The sequence below is a fragment of the Winogradskyella aurantia genome (assembly GCF_002266855.1).
Taxonomy (GTDB): Bacteria; Bacteroidota; Bacteroidia; order Flavobacteriales; family Flavobacteriaceae; genus Winogradskyella; species Winogradskyella aurantia.
This window is the reverse complement of record NZ_NGJN01000006.1, coordinates 233,655-249,665: the sequence shown is the minus strand read 5'-3', so window position 1 is coordinate 249,665 and position 16,011 is coordinate 233,655. Positions and strand designations below refer to the sequence as shown.

At 35.6% G+C, this 16,011-nt stretch carries 15 protein-coding genes and 2 tRNA genes; 9 read left to right on the top strand and 8 right to left on the bottom strand.

Annotated elements, in window-relative coordinates; genetic code table 11:
• Positions 1 to 11: 11 nt before the first annotated feature.
• A complete protein-coding gene (locus CA834_RS12265) occupies positions 12 to 1,070 on the bottom strand; it encodes an FKBP-type peptidyl-prolyl cis-trans isomerase (protein ID WP_094969001.1) in 1,059 nt (352 codons plus the stop codon).
• Positions 1,071 to 1,188: 118 nt separating this feature from the next.
• On the opposite strand from CA834_RS12265, the gene CA834_RS12260 reads away from it, so the two are divergent.
• Genes CA834_RS12260 through CA834_RS12250 form a run of 3 tightly spaced genes read left to right on the top strand, consistent with a single transcriptional unit; the run spans position 1,189 to position 2,640 of the window.
• Positions 1,189 to 1,557, top strand: coding sequence for an RNA-binding S4 domain-containing protein (locus tag CA834_RS12260; RefSeq protein WP_094969000.1), 369 nt, complete (start codon positions 1,189 to 1,191; stop codon positions 1,555 to 1,557).
• Entirely contained in the window at positions 1,544 to 2,137 is a 594-nt protein-coding gene (locus tag CA834_RS12255; protein ID WP_317042087.1) for a methyltransferase domain-containing protein, read from the top strand. The genes CA834_RS12260 and CA834_RS12255 overlap by 14 nt, the downstream gene beginning before the upstream one ends.
• Positions 2,137 to 2,640: a phosphoribosyltransferase family protein gene (locus CA834_RS12250; RefSeq protein WP_094968998.1), complete on the top strand. Its 504-nt coding sequence runs from the start codon at positions 2,137 to 2,139 to the stop codon at positions 2,638 to 2,640. The genes CA834_RS12255 and CA834_RS12250 overlap by 1 nt, the downstream gene beginning before the upstream one ends.
• On the opposite strand, the gene CA834_RS12245 is transcribed toward CA834_RS12250, so the two are convergent.
• Complete coding sequence (locus CA834_RS12245) at positions 2,632 to 3,153, bottom strand: shikimate kinase (protein WP_094968997.1); 522 nt, start codon at positions 3,151 to 3,153, stop codon at positions 2,632 to 2,634. The two genes, CA834_RS12250 and CA834_RS12245, sit on opposite strands and share 9 nt — an antisense overlap.
• 130 nt (positions 3,154 to 3,283) lie before the next feature.
• Between CA834_RS12245 and CA834_RS12240 the strand changes: the two genes are divergently transcribed.
• The 6 genes from CA834_RS12240 to CA834_RS12215 all read left to right on the top strand — a co-directional run bounded on the left by CA834_RS12240 (position 3,284) and on the right by CA834_RS12215 (position 7,358).
• A tRNA-Lys gene (locus CA834_RS12240) sits at positions 3,284 to 3,356 on the top strand.
• A 53-nt stretch (positions 3,357 to 3,409) separates the two neighbouring features.
• A tRNA-Leu gene (locus CA834_RS12235) sits at positions 3,410 to 3,494 on the top strand.
• A 129-nt stretch (positions 3,495 to 3,623) separates the two neighbouring features.
• Positions 3,624 to 4,535 carry a MerR family transcriptional regulator gene (locus CA834_RS12230; protein ID WP_094968996.1) on the top strand — a complete coding sequence of 304 codons (912 nt, stop codon included), beginning with the start codon at positions 3,624 to 3,626 and terminating at the stop codon, positions 4,533 to 4,535.
• Positions 4,532 to 5,992: a phytoene desaturase family protein gene (locus tag CA834_RS12225; RefSeq protein ID WP_094968995.1), complete on the top strand. Its 1,461-nt coding sequence runs from the start codon at positions 4,532 to 4,534 to the stop codon at positions 5,990 to 5,992. The genes CA834_RS12230 and CA834_RS12225 overlap by 4 nt, the downstream gene beginning before the upstream one ends.
• 66 nt (positions 5,993 to 6,058) lie before the next feature.
• Positions 6,059 to 6,898, top strand: coding sequence for a phytoene/squalene synthase family protein (locus CA834_RS12220; protein WP_094968994.1), 840 nt, complete (start codon positions 6,059 to 6,061; stop codon positions 6,896 to 6,898).
• 13 nt (positions 6,899 to 6,911) lie between these two features.
• The gene (locus CA834_RS12215; protein ID WP_094968993.1) at positions 6,912 to 7,358 is read left to right on the top strand and encodes a sterol desaturase family protein; all 447 of its coding nucleotides are present in this window, start codon (positions 6,912 to 6,914) and stop codon (positions 7,356 to 7,358) included.
• Here the strand turns inward: CA834_RS12215 and CA834_RS12210 are convergent.
• The 6 genes from CA834_RS12210 to CA834_RS12185 form a co-directional block, all read right to left on the bottom strand.
• Positions 7,351 to 7,926 carry a TlpA family protein disulfide reductase gene (locus CA834_RS12210; RefSeq protein WP_094968992.1) on the bottom strand — a complete coding sequence of 192 codons (576 nt, stop codon included), beginning with the start codon at positions 7,924 to 7,926 and terminating at the stop codon, positions 7,351 to 7,353. The two genes, CA834_RS12215 and CA834_RS12210, sit on opposite strands and share 8 nt — an antisense overlap.
• Positions 7,927 to 7,993: 67 nt before the next feature.
• Positions 7,994 to 10,261 carry an aconitate hydratase gene (locus CA834_RS12205; protein WP_094968991.1) on the bottom strand — a complete coding sequence of 756 codons (2,268 nt, stop codon included), beginning with the start codon at positions 10,259 to 10,261 and terminating at the stop codon, positions 7,994 to 7,996.
• Between the two features lie 252 nt (positions 10,262 to 10,513).
• Positions 10,514 to 11,467: an AAA family ATPase gene (locus tag CA834_RS12200; RefSeq protein ID WP_094968990.1), complete on the bottom strand. Its 954-nt coding sequence runs from the start codon at positions 11,465 to 11,467 to the stop codon at positions 10,514 to 10,516.
• A gap of 3 nt (positions 11,468 to 11,470) precedes the next feature.
• Positions 11,471 to 12,889, bottom strand: coding sequence for a peptidylprolyl isomerase (locus CA834_RS12195; protein ID WP_317042086.1), 1,419 nt, complete (start codon positions 12,887 to 12,889; stop codon positions 11,471 to 11,473).
• Complete coding sequence (locus CA834_RS12190; protein ID WP_240507593.1) at positions 12,873 to 13,727, bottom strand: peptidyl-prolyl cis-trans isomerase; 855 nt, start codon at positions 13,725 to 13,727, stop codon at positions 12,873 to 12,875. Before CA834_RS12190 ends, CA834_RS12195 begins: the two co-directional genes overlap by 17 nt.
• A 5-nt stretch (positions 13,728 to 13,732) precedes the next feature.
• Positions 13,733 to 15,682 (bottom strand): peptidylprolyl isomerase, encoded by a 1,950-nt coding sequence (locus CA834_RS12185; RefSeq protein WP_240507591.1) that lies wholly within the window; start codon positions 15,680 to 15,682, stop codon positions 13,733 to 13,735.
• Positions 15,683 to 16,011: the final 329 nt, after the last annotated feature.

Genomic DNA, 16,011 nt, shown 5'->3' with positions numbered 1-16,011 from the left:
TTGCGAAATTTTTATTGACCCTCATTGTAATTTATTTCAATCTCAGGATCCAAATAATCGGGAAGGCCGTCATCATTAGAATCCACGGCAGTAACCGTATTAATTGTGATGATACCATTAACAGTTGTTCTGTTAAGTTCATATTCATTACTTGCTAGCTCAGGCTCTGTCTCTCCTATTGTCGTATCTACAATATATTGTGTTGGCAGTAATTCGTTAAATGTAAGAACCGAATCACCATCATCGTTTCCATCGATGTAGTTTGCAATACCATCCCCATCTGTATCGTCATCAATAACTGATAAATTAGCATCTAAGTCTTCAACATAAGAAGGCAGGCCATCGGACTCATGATCAACCTCTTGATATTGTAAAAGTTCAAATTTAAAAATTAGGTTAGAATATTGTGGCAAATCTGGTAAAGCCCCAGAGAAATAAGCCAATCCGGAAGGTAAAAACATAACACCCAACCCATAATTATTGAAATTAACTACACCATCAATACCCGTAGTGAAATCCTCCGAAGTTTGAAATGAAGGTATGACCAATTGCCACCCTCTTATAGCACCTAACGTACTAAATCCATCAGACTGAAGATCTAAAATATCTGGTGAGCTAATAGATTGAAAAACTATTTGACTCTCTATTACAGTTCCTTCAAATCTATATCTTATTGCATCCGTAAATTGCGGAGATTCGCCACCTCCTTGATTTATCCTCAAGATGTAGTACTCATATTCTGTATCTCTAAAAACGGAAGTATAGGTTTCTACAGCATTCAATAATAGGGTGTTATTAGCGGGATCTGGCAAATCAAGATAATTCCCGTTCTCATCAACTGGTAATTCAGCAATTTCTATATCTTCATAGGTATAATTCGTGCCTTGTTGAAAGAAGCCCGAATTGTAATAATGGGTTGATAGGTATTGTAATATAGAGTCCTTGTCAGCAGCTTGTTGCTCTGTCCTATCTCGCTCTACAAAATCTACTGTCCTTGGGTCTTCTTCCTCGCAAGCCATTAATAAACCTATGAGCAAGAGAATTAAACCACTAAATTTAATTACTTTCATTTTCAAAGTTTTTATTTTATTTAATCTACCTGTATAATTACAGATAAAATTGCTGCGCAAGATACAATATTATAATATTTTTGCATTACAAGAATAACGCAGATTTTAATGAAAATATATGCGAGTCGATAAATTTTTATGGTCAGTTAGATACTACAAAACTAGGAATATAGCAACTGAAGCTTGCAAAAAAGGTCGAGTTAGGGTTAATGGTCATATCGTAAAGCCATCACGTGAGGTTTATGCCATGGACCAATTAGAAGTGCGTAAAAACCAAGTCACCTATAAGTTAACCATAAATGATTTACCTAAGAGTCGTGTTGGAGCAAAGCTCGTTGATATATACAGAACGGATACCACCCCTAAAGAGTCTTTTGAAGCACAAGAGCTATTAAAATTCAGTAAAGATTACTATAGAAAAAAGGGTACTGGAAGGCCAACCAAAAAAGATAGACGTGACTTAGATGGGTTTTATGAAGAAGAATGATTTAAATAGCTCTTATTGGGAAAATAGATATAAGGAGAATGATACTGGTTGGGATATAGGGCATATATCGCTGCCTCTTAAAGTTTACTTTGACCAGCTTCAAGACAAGTCTGTAAAAATACTTGTTCCTGGTTCTGGTAATAGCCATGAAATTGAGTATTTATGGAAATTAGGGTTTAAACATATTTATGCTGCTGATATTGCTAAAACACCTTTGACTAATTTAAAAACTCGATTGAAGGACTTCCCAGAAAACCAGCTTCTTCACACTGATTTTTTTAAAATTTCAGACACCTTTGATGTTATCATTGAGCAAACCTTCTTTTGTGCCTTACATCCAAGTTTCCGAAAAGCCTATGTCGAACAAATGACTAAGCTCTTGAAAAGCAAGGGCAAATTGGTTGGCTTGTTATTTAATTTCCCTTTATCTGAAACTGGCCCACCGTTTGGGGGTAATAAGGCCGAATACAGCAATCTTTTCAGGAAAGATTTTAATATAAAGGTTTTAGAACCATCAATTAATTCCATAAAACAAAGACTGGGTAATGAACTGTTTTTTATCTTTGAAAAAAAGACATAATGGCCTTAGCGAAGAATACCATTTTAAATCATAAAACCATAGAGCATAAGATTAAACGTATTGCCTATCAAATATATGAAAGCAATGTGAACGAGAAAGACCTTGTCATTGCTGGTATAGAGAGTAACGGCTATTTATTGGCAAAAAAAATAAAAGCGAATCTCGACAAGATTTCAGAAATTAAATCTACCCTATGCCGTGTAACAATTGATAAAAATAATCCTACAACACCTGTTTTAACCTCAATGAATCAAAAGGACTATGCCAATAAATCGATTGTCTTGATTGATGATGTCTTAAATTCAGGAAGTACCTTAATTTATGGCATAAAGCACTTTTTAGACGTACCTCTAAAGCAATTTAAAACGGCGGTTCTAGTAAACAGAAACCATAAAAAATATCCTGTAAAGGCAGATTTCAAAGGTATAAGCCTTTCTACTTCGTTATATGAGCATGTTAATGTAAACCTTTCGAAAAAGCCTTATGAAGCATATTTAGATTAAATTTAAAACAATAGCTTCTGTAATTTCCTCAACCGTTTTGTTAGCTGCATTAATAGTATAATCGGCTTCACTGTAAAATCCTGATCTTTCAAAAAGGTGCTTCCCAATAAATTCAGTCAGTTCATCTTTAGTAGCCATATGCTTTATCAATGGTCTTTTTTGTTTTTCTGTCATTAACCTATTGGTTAAGTCTTGAATAGGTAATTTGATGTAAAATGATATAGCTTGTTCATTATTTTTTATGTAACTCATATTTTCTCCATAACAAGGCGTTCCTCCACCTAAAGCTAAAACAAGATTTTCCGAAGACTTTAAAATATAATCAAGATATTCACTTTCTTTTTTTCTAAAATAAATCTCTCCCTTCTCATCAAAAATTGAGCTGATATATGACTCCTCTTTTTCAGAGATATATTCATCTAAATCCACAAAAGCAAAATCTAAAACATCAGCCAACTTTTTACCAACGGTGGTTTTGCCAGAGCCCATGTATCCTATTAAAAGTATAATCATCCTCGTTATAAATTGATTATTAAATTACTAAGAAAAGCTGGGCAAAAAAACGAAAATTTTAATTAAAAAAACTATTGTTTTATTAATTAAACATTATATATTTGCACCCTCGTTCAAAGAACGAAAAACTGACCGGGTAGCTCAGTTGGTAGAGCATCTCCCTTTTAAGGAGAGGGTCCTGGGTTCGAGCCCCAGCCCGGTCACATAAGTTAAGCCTTTTTGCTTAACTTTTTTTTTATCTTTAGACTTCTTTATTGCGCACGTGGCGGAATTGGTAGACGCGCTGGCTTGAGGGGCCAGTGGCCGTTTAGGTCGTGGAAGTTCGAGTCTTCTCGTGCGCACTTTTCCCTTTTTGATTCTTGATTAGGTTTAAGGCATCCGACAACACTGAGGATTTTATTTAAATTATGTTAATTGTATGCCTGATATAACTATAAATCTTATTTTTGTTTAAACATTTTTTTTAAAAAATGAACAATATTAAAAATAAGTTTAGCATAAAAGATCTTGAAAACCTAACAGGTATAAAAGCGCATACTATACGGATTTGGGAGAAACGCTACAACTTACTTCAGCCTAAACGCACCGAAACGAATATTCGATATTACGACTTAGCTAGCTTTCAAAAGTTATTAAATGTTAGCTATCTAAATAACAATGGTTATAAGATATCAAAAATCGCAACAATTCAGGAGCACAAAATTCCTCTGTTGGTGAGGGAGATAGCTGCCCAAAACAATATAGAAAGCCATGCTATCAATTCTTTTAAATTGGCGATGCTGAATTTTGACCAAATACTATTTTACAACACCTACGAGTCCCTGTTAAAAGAAAAATCCTTTGATAAGGTTTTTTATGACGTATTTATTCCTTTACTCACAGAAATAGGTTTATTGTGGCAAACGGATACAATTACCCCAGCCCATGAACATTTTTTGACAACCTTGATACGTCAAAAAATATTAGTGAATACGGAAATAGCTCAGTCCAGGAAGATTAATAAATCTAGGAAAACTTTTGTTTTATACTTGCCTGATAACGAAATTCATGAACTAGGATTGATGTTTATTAACCACGAAATTGTAAATAGAGGGTATCAATCTATTTTTCTTGGTCAAAGCGTACCTGTGGAAAGCTTGACAGATCTCTTAAATTATTACGATGATATCATCTATATTTCCTATTTTACGGTTAAACCAGAAAAAGATGATATCGATGATTACATTAAGGAATTTGAATCGAAAATTTTAAAGAATGATGGCACACAATTTTGGATTCTGGGACAAATGCTAAATGCCATAGATTTAAAACAATTACCTAAAAAAATAAAACCATTTAAAAGTATAGAGGCTTTAATATCAGAACTACAACATATTAAATGAGTAAAACAGTATCCATTATAGGCTCAGGATTTTCGGCATTATCGGCGGCTTGTTATTTAGCAAAAGCCGGATATGATGTGTCTGTTTACGAAAAGAATGACACCGTAGGAGGTCGGGCAAGACAATTATTGAAAGATGGATTTACCTTTGATATTGGCCCGAGCTGGTATTGGATGCCAGATATTTTTGAAAAGTTTTTTAATGACTTCGGCAAAAGCACAAGTGATTATTATGAACTGGATAAGTTAAGTCCTGCCTACAAAATTTTCTTTTCAGATGAAGTCATCACCATTGGTGACCATATGGATCAAATCTGTGCTGAATTTGAGCGTATTGAGACCGGTAGTTCAAAGCCATTGAGAAACTTTATTGCTAGAGCCCAAGAACATTATGATATTGCTATTAATAAAGTAGTTTTAAAACCTGGCCTGTCACCGTTTGAATTGGTAACCAAAGACACCATAACTCGCGTAGACCAATTTTTTAAGACTATTAGTTCTGAGGTACGCAAAAATTTTAAAAATCCGAAGTTGATTTCAACTTTGGAGTTTCCAGTTTTATTTTTGGGAGCAAAGCCCAACCAAACGCCATCATTTTACAGCTTTATGAATTTTGCGGATTTCGGTCTGGGCACCTGGCATCCTAGAGGTGGGATGTATGAAATAATAAAAGCTATGAAAAGTCTTGCCGAGGGTCTTGGTGTGGAAATTCACACCAAAAGTCCTGTTGATAAAATTAATGTGAAAAGTGGCAAGGCAGACGGAATTACGGTGAATGGAGAATTTATTGCATCGGACATTGTCTTAAGTGGTGCAGACTATCATCATTCGGAAACCTTGTTAGATAAGACGTTCCGACAATATTCAGAATCCTATTGGGAAAAGCGCACCTTTGCTCCTTCCTCCTTGTTATTCTACGTTGGATTTGATAAAAAGTTGAATAATATAGAGCATCATAATCTATTTTTTGATACTGATTTTGAAGCTCATGCAGAAGAAATCTATGACACGCCTCAATGGCCACATGACCCCTTATTTTATGTGAATTTTCCATCGGTGACTGACGAGAGTATGGCGCCCGATGGGTGTGAGACTGGTTTTTTCTTAATTCCAATCGCACCAGGTCTTGAAGACACCCCTGAGTTGAGAGACCAGTATTTTGAACTTATCATTAATCGTTTTGAAAAGCGAACCAATCAGAGTGTACAAAATAATATTCTGTTTAAGGAATCATTTTGTGTCAATGATTTTGTGGAGGATTACAATTCTTATAAAGGTAATGCCTATGGGATGGCTAATACCTTAACGCAAACCGCCTTTTTAAGACCTAAGTTAAAAAGTAAAAAAGTGCAAGGCTTATACTTTACCGGACAGTTAACTGTGCCAGGACCAGGTGTACCGCCATCACTAATATCAGGAAAGTTAGTAGCAGAACTGATTGAAAAATATGAAGTTTAAGTTATATTAGACAATAGTTTATAAATTTCTGTGCAGAGTTTTTAAGCTAAAAAGAAAAAAATACCTATGAAATCAATTTTTGACAACGTCTCCAAAGAATGTAGTAAGCTAGTTACAAACGCTTACAGTACATCCTTTTCCCTGGCAACGAAAATGCTATCAGATAGTATTAGACAGGACATTTATAATATTTATGGTTTCGTTCGTTTTGCGGATGAAATTGTAGATACATTTCATGATTATGACAAACAATCATTATTTAAGCGCTTTGAAAATGATTTGGATAATGCACTGGAAGAAAAGATTAGTTTAAACCCTATTCTCAATTCATTTCAAGAGACCTATCACAAATACAATATTGACAGGCATTTGGTAGACGCCTTTATGAACAGTATGCGTCTAGACCTTCATAAAAAAGATTATCTTACTGATGAAGAATATAAAAATTACATCTATGGTTCTGCTGACGTGGTAGGTTTAATGTGCTTAAAGGTATTTGTTAAGGGTGATAGTGAGAAATATGAAGACCTTAGATCTTCGGCCATGAGTTTAGGTTCTGCGTTCCAAAAAGTAAATTTTCTTAGAGATTTAAAGGCGGATTTTGAAGATTTAAGTAGAACGTATTTCCCAAATACAGATTTAAATCAGTTAGATGAAGCTTCTAAGCAGGCGATTATTACGGATATAGAAAATGATTTTTCAAAAGGACTTCAAGGAATCAAAAAATTACCTCTCGAGGCTCGATTTGGTGTTTTTATGGCTTACCGCTATTACAGCAAGTTATTGGATAAATTAAAAAAGACACCTGCCTTAGAAATCAAATCAGCTAGAATACGTGTTCCTAACTACAAAAAAGTAGAGCTACTCACTCGAAGTTATGTAAAATATCAACTAAATTTGTTGTAAATTCTATTTTATTATGCACACGGTTTATTGGATTTTAATTTTCCTATTAACGTTTTTTGTAATGGAATTTAATGCATGGTTTACTCATAAATACATAATGCACGGATTCCTTTGGAGTCTTCACAAAGACCATCATCATAAAGACCACAAAAGCTGGTTTGAGCGTAATGATGCTTTCTTCATTTTTTATGCTGTAGTTTCAATGGGATGTTGGTATTTGTGGGGCGAGCAAAATTTGTGGTATTTTTTACCCATTGGGATAGGTATTATGGTCTACGGACTAGCCTATTTCATAGTTCATGATATTTTCATCCACCAACGCTTTAAATGGTTACGTAACATTGATAATAAATATGCGCGAGGCGTAAGGCGGGCTCATAAAATCCATCACAAACATCTTGGAAAAGATGAAGGCGAAAACTTTGGAATGCTTATAGTGCCTTTAAAATATTTTAAATAGGTTTAACTGAAAGTAGTTTATTTAATTGCTTTCTAATTGCTTCGCTATTCCAGTTAATTACCCCTCTTTCATCTACAATAATTTCACCCATTTTATTGATAATAAACGTCCTTGGAATCGTTCTACCCATCAATTCATCTGGAATAGCACCCATGGGTTGATACACCTTGAAATTATAGTTGTTTTTGTCCTTAAATCTTCTTACCACTTTGAAATCATCATTGGTGATGAATAAAAAAACCACCCGATTTCCATAACTCGTATAAAGCTTCTGAAGACTAGGCATTTCAGCAATGCATGGCGGACACCATGTTGCCCAAAAATTTATAAATACAACTTCTCCTTGAGTCTCCTTAAAATTGAAATTCTTGCCGTCTTCAGATACTAAATCCCAGTTATAATCCGATATGGAAACCCTATCTTTTTCTTCAATGACATTGGACTTATTAATAAAACTCCAGCCCTTAAATAACCAAATTTGTAAAACTTGCCTGCTTTGTGGAATAATAAGAAGTGCAAGGACAAGTAGCAGAACAATATTACTTTTTTTTAATAGACTTGATTTCATTGCGTTTATAATCAAAAAGACTCCCGTGCCATGGGAACAGGAGTCTTAAATTAATATAATAGTAAAACTATGCGTTCTGTTTCTTAATCAAATTCAACGCAGAACCTTCATTATACCATTTTATTTGTGCGGCATTATAAGTGTGGTTGACCTCTACAACATCTTTGCTTCCATCGGAATGAACCACCTCGACATGTAATGGTTTGTCTGGTGCAAATTCATTTAGGTCTATAAAATTAAAGACGTCATCTTCTTGAATGAGATCATAGTCTGACTCATTTGCAAACGTCAATGCTAACATTCCTTGTTTCTTAAGGTTTGTTTCATGAATTCTTGCAAAGGATTTTACAATAACGGCAGCAACTCCTAAATGTCTAGGCTGCATGGCTGCATGCTCTCTTGAGGAACCTTCTCCGTAGTTATGGTCTCCCACAACAACTGACCAAATACCGTTCTTTTTATAATCGCGTTGCGTGTCAGGTACACCACCATATTCTCCAGTTAATTGATTTTTAACAAAGTTGGTCTTTTTATTAAAAGCGTTGACCGCGCCGATAAGCGTGTTATTGGCTATATTGTCTAAATGGCCTCTAAAGCGTAACCATGGACCCGCCATGGAGATGTGGTCAGTGGTACATTTCCCAAAGGCCTTTATCAATAGTTTAGCCCCAGTGATAGTATCCCCAATAGGCTCAAATGGAGTTAATAATTGCAAACGCTCAGAGCTAGGATCCACAGTAATCTCAACAGAGCTACCATCCTTCACGGGCTCTAAATAGCCATTTTCCTTTACCTCAAATCCTTTAGGCGGTAATTCCCATCCTGTTGGTTCGTCTAACATCACCTCTTCCCCATTTTCATTGATTAAGGTATCTGTCATGGGGTTAAAGTCTAAACGACCCGCAATAGCAATAGCCGCAGTAATTTCTGGTGATGCCACGAACGCATGCGTATTAGGATTTCCATCTGCACGCTTAGCAAAATTTCTATTAAAAGAATGCACTATGCTGTTTTTGGGTGCATTTTTGGGGTCACTATAGCGTGCCCATTGTCCTATGCATGGTCCGCAGGCATTAGTAAAAATAGTTGCATCTAATTTTTCAAAAACCTGAAGAATACCATCTCTATCCGCCGTGTAGCGTACTTGCTCCGAACCTGGGTTAATTCCAAATTCAGCTTTTGTTTTTAAACCTTTATCTAAGGCCTGCTGAGCAATAGAAGAGGCTCTTGACAAATCTTCATAAGAAGAGTTCGTACAGGATCCAATAAGGCCCCATTCTACTTTCATTGGCCATTCGTGTTCTTTAGCTTTTTCTGTCATTTCACGACCAACAGTAGTCGATAAATCAGGGGTAAATGGCCCATTGAGTAATGGTCCTAATTCAGATAGATTTATATCAATTACCTGATCAAAATAATGTTCTGGATTTTCGTAGACGTCTGCATCAGCCGTTAAATATTCTCTTATTTTATTGGCTTCATCTGCTACGTCTTCCCTATCGGTAGCACGCAAATAACGTTCCATTGAGTCATCATATCCAAATGTTGATGTTGTGGCTCCAATTTCGGCTCCCATATTACAGATGGTTCCTTTACCAGTACATGACATAGAAAGCGCACCAGGACCAAAATACTCAACTATGGCACCAGTACCACCTTTAACCGTTAAAATTTCTGCAACCTTTAAAATCACATCCTTAGGAGCGGTCCAACCAGATAATTTACCTGTTAATCTTACTCCTATCAATTTAGGGAATTTCAACTCCCAAGCCATTCCGGCCATTACATCAACAGCATCTGCACCGCCAACACCAATCGCAACCATTCCAAGGCCTCCCGCATTCACAGTGTGAGAATCTGTACCGATCATCATACCGCCAGGAAATGCATAATTTTCTAACACTACTTGATGGATAATACCTGCACCAGGTTTCCAAAACCCAATACCATATTTATTTGAAACTGATTCTAAAAAATTGAAAACTTCGCTACTCGTACTGTTGGCCTGTTTTAAATCGGCAGCAGCACCACTTTTAGCTTGAATTAAATGGTCACAGTGAACCGTTGTTGGAACGGCTACTTTAGGCTTACCCGCTTGCATAAACTGTAAAAGGGCCATTTGAGCTGTCGCATCTTGACACGCTACACGGTCAGGTGCAAAATCCACATAATCTTTTCCTCGAGTGAATCCCTCCGTTGGCATTCCTTGCCATAAATGAGAATAAAGTATTTTTTCAGAAAGTGTTAATGGTTTACCAACAATTTTTCGAGCTGCATCAACGCGCTCAGCCATGTTTGCGTAAACCTTTTTTATCATATCAATATCAAAAGCCATAAAGAATATTTAAAAGGTTGATAATTTGTTTTTAAGCAGCACAAAATTACGAATTTTAAAAGGTTTTTAAAAATCTTTAATGGATTTCAATTTTCATTGAAAATAAATGAATTTTATACTGAAAATATCTTGATAATTTTAAAAACTAACAACGATTATAGCAAAAAGCTAATTATTTAATAAATAATCTGGTTTAGATTAATTGGTTTTTGTTAAACGTAGATTATAGCTATTAATCCTTGAGATAAAAGACTAAAATAAACTTTTAATAATTTGTTCATCTGTAACACCCTCAGCTTCCGCCTTGTAGTTTTTAATAATCCTGTGTCTTAGAATTCCCGTTGCTATGGCTTGAATGTTTTCTATATCTGGTGAGAACTTACCTGTTGTTGCTGCGTGAGTTTTTGCAGCTAAGATTAAATTTTGTGAAGCTCTTGGACCTGCGCCCCAATCGACAAATTCCTTAACGATTTCTGCTGCCGTATCAGCATTAGGCCTTGTTTTTCCGACAAGGGCAACAGCATACTCTACTACATTGTCTGCCACAGGGATACGACGTATTACATTTTGAAAATCAATGATTTCTTGTCCTGTAAACAAAGCATCAACAGATGATTGAATGTCTGTAGTGGTCGTTTTAACAACGTCTACCTCTTCCTGAAAAGAAGGATACTCCAGACGAATTGCAAACATAAAACGGTCTAACTGAGCCTCTGGTAAAGGATAAGTCCCTTCTTGCTCTATAGGATTTTGAGTTGCCAACACGAAATAAGGTAGATTTAATTTATATTGATGTCCCGCCACTGTAACAGCGCGCTCTTGCATAGCTTCTAACAATGCTGCCTGAGTTTTTGGAGGTGTTCTATTAATCTCATCAGCCAGGATAATATTAGCAAAAATGGGCCCTTTAATGAATTTAAAATGACGATTTTCATCTAAAATCTCACTCCCAAGTATGTCACTGGGCATTAAATCTGGTGTAAACTGAATTCGCTTAAAATCTAACCCCAGAGTCTGAGCTATTGTATTTACCATTAAGGTTTTAGCCAGACCGGGAACACCGATTAATAGGGAATGACCTCCTGAAAAGATAGATATTAATATTTGGTCAATCACCTCGTCCTGCCCTATAATAACCTTGGCTATTTCCTTTTTTAGCGCATCATATTTCCTGACAAAGTTTTCAATTAGGGACACATCAGACATACATTATTGGTTTTTTAGCCAGTTACTTTGAAATTCACAATCTCTATACTCACCATTTACTTTAACATAGGTATCAATGATGGTTTCCTTTTGCCATTTTTCAATGGCTTTAATTTGCTTATCCTGAAGTGCCAATTCCTTGATTTTAAGATAGTCCTTCGCAAAGTCTGCTTTGTGATCGTCTATACGATCTGTTACGGTCAAAATCTTGAACTTTATTCTGTTTATTCTGTCCTCGTCTTGATAAATCGGGCTAATTTCGCCATCTTTTAGGTCTTGAATCTGGGCATATAATTCAGGCTCCATTTTGGTGAGTTCAAAATTAAAGTCTTGGGTAATAGGATTGGTAAGCTGCCCTCCTTCGAATTTGGTTTCCTTTTCATCACTAAATTCCCTCGCCGCCTCTGCAAAAGTTACTTCTCCTTCAACAAGCATCTTCCGGACTTTTTCAATTTCATCCTTTGCCTTTTGTATAGCTTCCTGGGTTAGGTCTGGTCGAATAAGTATATGCCTTACGTCATACTCCTGACCTCGTATTTTTTCTAGTAGTATAATGTGAAACCCAAAATCAGTTTCAAAAGGATCTGAAATCTCACCCTCTTGAAGCGAAAACGCCACATCCCTAAATTCCTTAACCATTCTCGGACGCTTTCTATTGAGCGTATATTTTCCACCTGTTGGCTTTGACGCTGTATCTTCCGTGTAAAATAGCACCTTGGTAGTGAAACTAGAACCATTTTCCTCAATATCTTTTTTAAATCCATTGAGTTTATCAATAACGGCTTGTTTTGCTTCTTGGGTTACTTCCGGAATCACAACAATCTGGGCTAACTTCAATTCCGTTCCGAAAGTTGGTCGTTCATCCTCTGGTATTTCATTAAAAAATGTACGCACTTCTTCAGGCGTAACCTCGATTTCATTTATTACCTTATCCTGCATTTCCTTTGCTAGATAGGCATTTTTGTTAATTTCATACATCTCCTCCCTTAAGGCTTCTTCAGAATCTTTTTTATAGAACTTCAGTAGTCCTTCCATATCACCTTTAGTCTGACCCAAAATACCTTGAATTTGTTGTTCTACTAAAGATTGAATGTATAGTTCATTGACAAGTACGCTATCTTGAATGGCCTGGTGAGCATATAGTTTACTTTCTAGGAGCCTTCCAAAAAGTTCGCAACGGGTGACACCCTCTAAATCTGCACCCTGGGCCTCCAATTGGGCAATCTCGCGGTCTAAATCGGACTCGAGAATTATAAAATCTCCAACTACGGCTGCGACACCCTCTACCTTTACCCTGGTTGAATTAACTACCGAGTCCTTAACTTTAACTTCAGGTGTTGCATCTTGAATAATTTCTTGAGCTCCTAAACTTCCAAAGAAGACTAATAGCGCTACTGTAAATGTTTTATTTGTAGATTTCAAATTGCTTGTTTTTAATTGCATCTTTAGTTATGTCGTTTTCTAGTTGCTTAATAAGCTCTAATTTTCGCTTATTGATTACAATTTGCTTAATTGAGGAATTTACGTATTCTAAAGGGGCGTAATCGTTTTGTGATCGAACATCGTTCACTTGCATCAAATATAAGTTTATTGAGTCTTTGATCTTTAAGAAATTAGATTTTTTTAACAGTTGATTCTTATTCTCTGACGTTATTACTGGTAGCTTCTCAACGACTTGGTTCAGCTTAACCCAAATGGAATCATTTAATAAGTATGATTTAAATTGTACTGAGATTGAATCTAGATACCTTTGATCCTTCGGCTCAAAACGCCTAAACCGGTTCTGTATTGTGTCTAAATTAATTGGGTTTAAGGGCAAATTAATATACCTAAATTGTATAAGGTCATCATTTAGTTTAAACGATTCCTTATTGGCGTCATAAAACCTTTGGGCGTCCTCTTTATTGACAACGGTATCAATTGCTTTTTTAACTAAGATATCGAGATAGGCTTTGGTGTAGAGGTCATTTTTATATTGCTCAACTAATTTTAAATAATCGTTTTGATTTTTCTCTGGAAGGTTTTGTAATGCACCATCCAACAACAACAATTGAGTAGCCCAGCGATTTATATAAGAACTGACCAAAAAAGTACTGTCTTCTGCAGAGGTTCCTTCTGGAACGAGGTCTTTAATATCTTCTTTGTACAGATAAGACTCATTGACCCTAGCAATGACATCTTCCTCCTCTGTTTTTTTGAAAATATCACATCCAAAAAAAATAAGTGTGAGTGCCAGTATTAAAACAAACTTCCTTGTCACTTATGTTATCCTTTTACTTGAGTCTTAATCCTATTTAAAACATCCTGTTTTATCTCAACACTAAACCTAGATTTAAGTCCATCAAGCCATTCTGTCTCTAATTCTGTTTGGTAATCGTTAATGACGCTTCCTCGAGCCTCTTCAAATGTTTTTATATCTTCTGAAAGTATTTCTTTTACATCAAGAACATGAAAAGCCTCGTTATGATTATAGACCTTTGAAATGCCCTCCACAAAGTTCAAATCAGCTGGCAATTTAGAATCATTGATTGTATAGATACCCTTTGTAAATATGATATTTTGAACTTCATCAGTATTCAGTGCTTTGGAAATTTCATCTTCAGGTTTAAGTTTTTCCATCATCTTTTTGGCCTTTATAACTATTTCTTTTTTGGAAGAGCTTGCCATAACCATATCAACCCGTTTATCCCACCGGTAGTTAGACTTGTTTTTTTCGTAATAGGCTTTAAGACCTAAGGTATCCTTAGAGGCTTTGTTCCATATTTCCTTTTCCATTAAATCAAACAATAATAGTCCGTCTCTATATTCTTTTAAGATATTGGCAAATTCCTCGTTTTCCAACTCAAGATTATCCTCCCTGAACTTGAGGATAGATTTTTCGAAGAAGTCGTCATATGCATTATCAACAATTATTTTTACAGGTATCTCCTTATTGAAATATTTGCGTTGTGCTGCTGTAAGGAATCCACCAAATTGCCCATACGTAAATGTTCTATTATTTATTTTAAATATCATTTTATCTTTATCGATAGAGTCTGGCATTTTCCAGCTATTCTTAAAGAATTCATCTGTTATGATAGAATTGAAATACTTCTTACACCCATTTTCATAGATGATATCATAACGTCTCTTTAACTCATCTACCATTGCCGTATTTATCAATTTAGAGCGCGAATCTCTTTTTACCCTATTTTCTAAAGAGGGCTTTAATTCTTTAAAATCCTTTAATGGCTCTAATTTAATACGCTTTACGATATGCCATCCATAATCTGTTTTAAAGGGCTCGCTAACATCTCCATTATTTCTTAAGGAAAACGCCTGGTCTTCAAAGGCCACCGAATTGAGTTGACCACTTTTAAAAGGCGCTAATGCACCACCATTTCTAGCCGAGCTTTTATCGTCTGAAAACTGTTTGGCAAGCGACTCAAAGCTGTCACCTTGCTTAAGTTTTGTGTAAATTTCCTGTATTCTCTGTTCTGGAACTACAGTAGAATCCTTCTGCTTCAAGGCAATCATAATGTGGGCTGCCGTTATAGTACCTCGAGATGGTCGTTTATCCTTTACAAGAACAGCATGGTAACCAAATTGAGTTCTAAAGGGCATGGATATCTGTCCTACAGGGGTATTGTAGGCAGCTGTTTCAAAATCATACACCATTTTAAATGCAGAAAAGTAGCCCAAATCCTCTAGAAATATGGACTTGCCGTCATGTACATCCTTTTTAACCTCTTCAAAACCCTCTTCCAATATACGGTTCCTAAGGGCTAGGACATCGTTGTACGCATTAATCGTGTCTTTTGATGTCTCATCAAGACGCACTAGGACATGAGATGCATTAATATCTATTCCGCTTCTTTCGTAGGCTTCTTTTACGAGGGTCTCGGTAACTTTATTTTCACTCAGGTAGTTTTTGGTCAACTGCTTTTTATAACGCTGAAACTCTCTTTTATACATAGCATCCTCATCTAACTTTAGTCGTTTCGCCTCCTGTAACTTGAGTTGATATTCAACAAAAAGCTGAAGATACGTATCGATATCTTTTTGGCTTTCGTCCTTAACCAAGTCAAGATTTTTGTTGTAAACCCTTAAAAATTCTGATGCTTCGATGGGTACATCATCTACACGCATCAATATCTCCTCATTACTTTGTGCAGTGCAGAAGTTAATTGTAAAAAAAGCTATTACTAAAAGTATAAAATTATGAATCTTCATCATCTAATATTTCAGTTTAATTTTAACACATCTTGTTCTGAAGCACAGCAAAAATAATATAAATAACCACATTTAAAATGTTTGTAATTGGGCTTTTTCAATTATTCAAAAGTTATTCATTTTTAGTTTTCTAACATTTATTTATCTGAAATATTGCAATGCTCTTACAAACTTATAACTGCATAACAGATTTTGTCTACTTTGCAGAGGCTCAAATAAGGAGGATTCAATATCTAGGGATTCTTATTACAAGCTTTATTTATGAAATAATATCAACTATGCATTTGTAGTCGCATCGGAAAACAAAAAAGGCATCGACCATGTGAAAAATA

What these genes read in the sequence shown, in the direction of transcription:
- CA834_RS12205 (WP_094968991.1), bottom strand. Translation starts at nt 10,261, where the DNA reads ATGGCTTTTGATATTGATATGATAAAAAAGGTTTACGCAAACATGGCT.
- CA834_RS12185 (WP_240507591.1), bottom strand. Translation starts at nt 15,682, where the DNA reads ATGATGAAGATTCATAATTTTATACTTTTAGTAATAGCTTTTTTTACA.
- CA834_RS12225 (WP_094968995.1), top strand. Translation starts at nt 4,532, where the DNA reads ATGAGTAAAACAGTATCCATTATAGGCTCAGGATTTTCGGCATTATCG.
- CA834_RS12245 (WP_094968997.1), bottom strand. Translation starts at nt 3,153, where the DNA reads ATGATTATACTTTTAATAGGATACATGGGCTCTGGCAAAACCACCGTT.
- CA834_RS12220 (WP_094968994.1), top strand. Translation starts at nt 6,059, where the DNA reads ATGAAATCAATTTTTGACAACGTCTCCAAAGAATGTAGTAAGCTAGTT.
- CA834_RS12230 (WP_094968996.1), top strand. Translation starts at nt 3,624, where the DNA reads ATGAACAATATTAAAAATAAGTTTAGCATAAAAGATCTTGAAAACCTA.
- CA834_RS12265 (WP_094969001.1), bottom strand. Translation starts at nt 1,070, where the DNA reads ATGAAAGTAATTAAATTTAGTGGTTTAATTCTCTTGCTCATAGGTTTA.
- CA834_RS12200 (WP_094968990.1), bottom strand. Translation starts at nt 11,467, where the DNA reads ATGTCTGATGTGTCCCTAATTGAAAACTTTGTCAGGAAATATGATGCG.
- CA834_RS12210 (WP_094968992.1), bottom strand. Translation starts at nt 7,926, where the DNA reads ATGAAATCAAGTCTATTAAAAAAAAGTAATATTGTTCTGCTACTTGTC.
- CA834_RS12250 (WP_094968998.1), top strand. Translation starts at nt 2,137, where the DNA reads ATGGCCTTAGCGAAGAATACCATTTTAAATCATAAAACCATAGAGCAT.
- CA834_RS12215 (WP_094968993.1), top strand. Translation starts at nt 6,912, where the DNA reads ATGCACACGGTTTATTGGATTTTAATTTTCCTATTAACGTTTTTTGTA.
- CA834_RS12260 (WP_094969000.1), top strand. Translation starts at nt 1,189, where the DNA reads ATGCGAGTCGATAAATTTTTATGGTCAGTTAGATACTACAAAACTAGG.
- CA834_RS12255 (WP_317042087.1), top strand. Translation starts at nt 1,544, where the DNA reads ATGAAGAAGAATGATTTAAATAGCTCTTATTGGGAAAATAGATATAAG.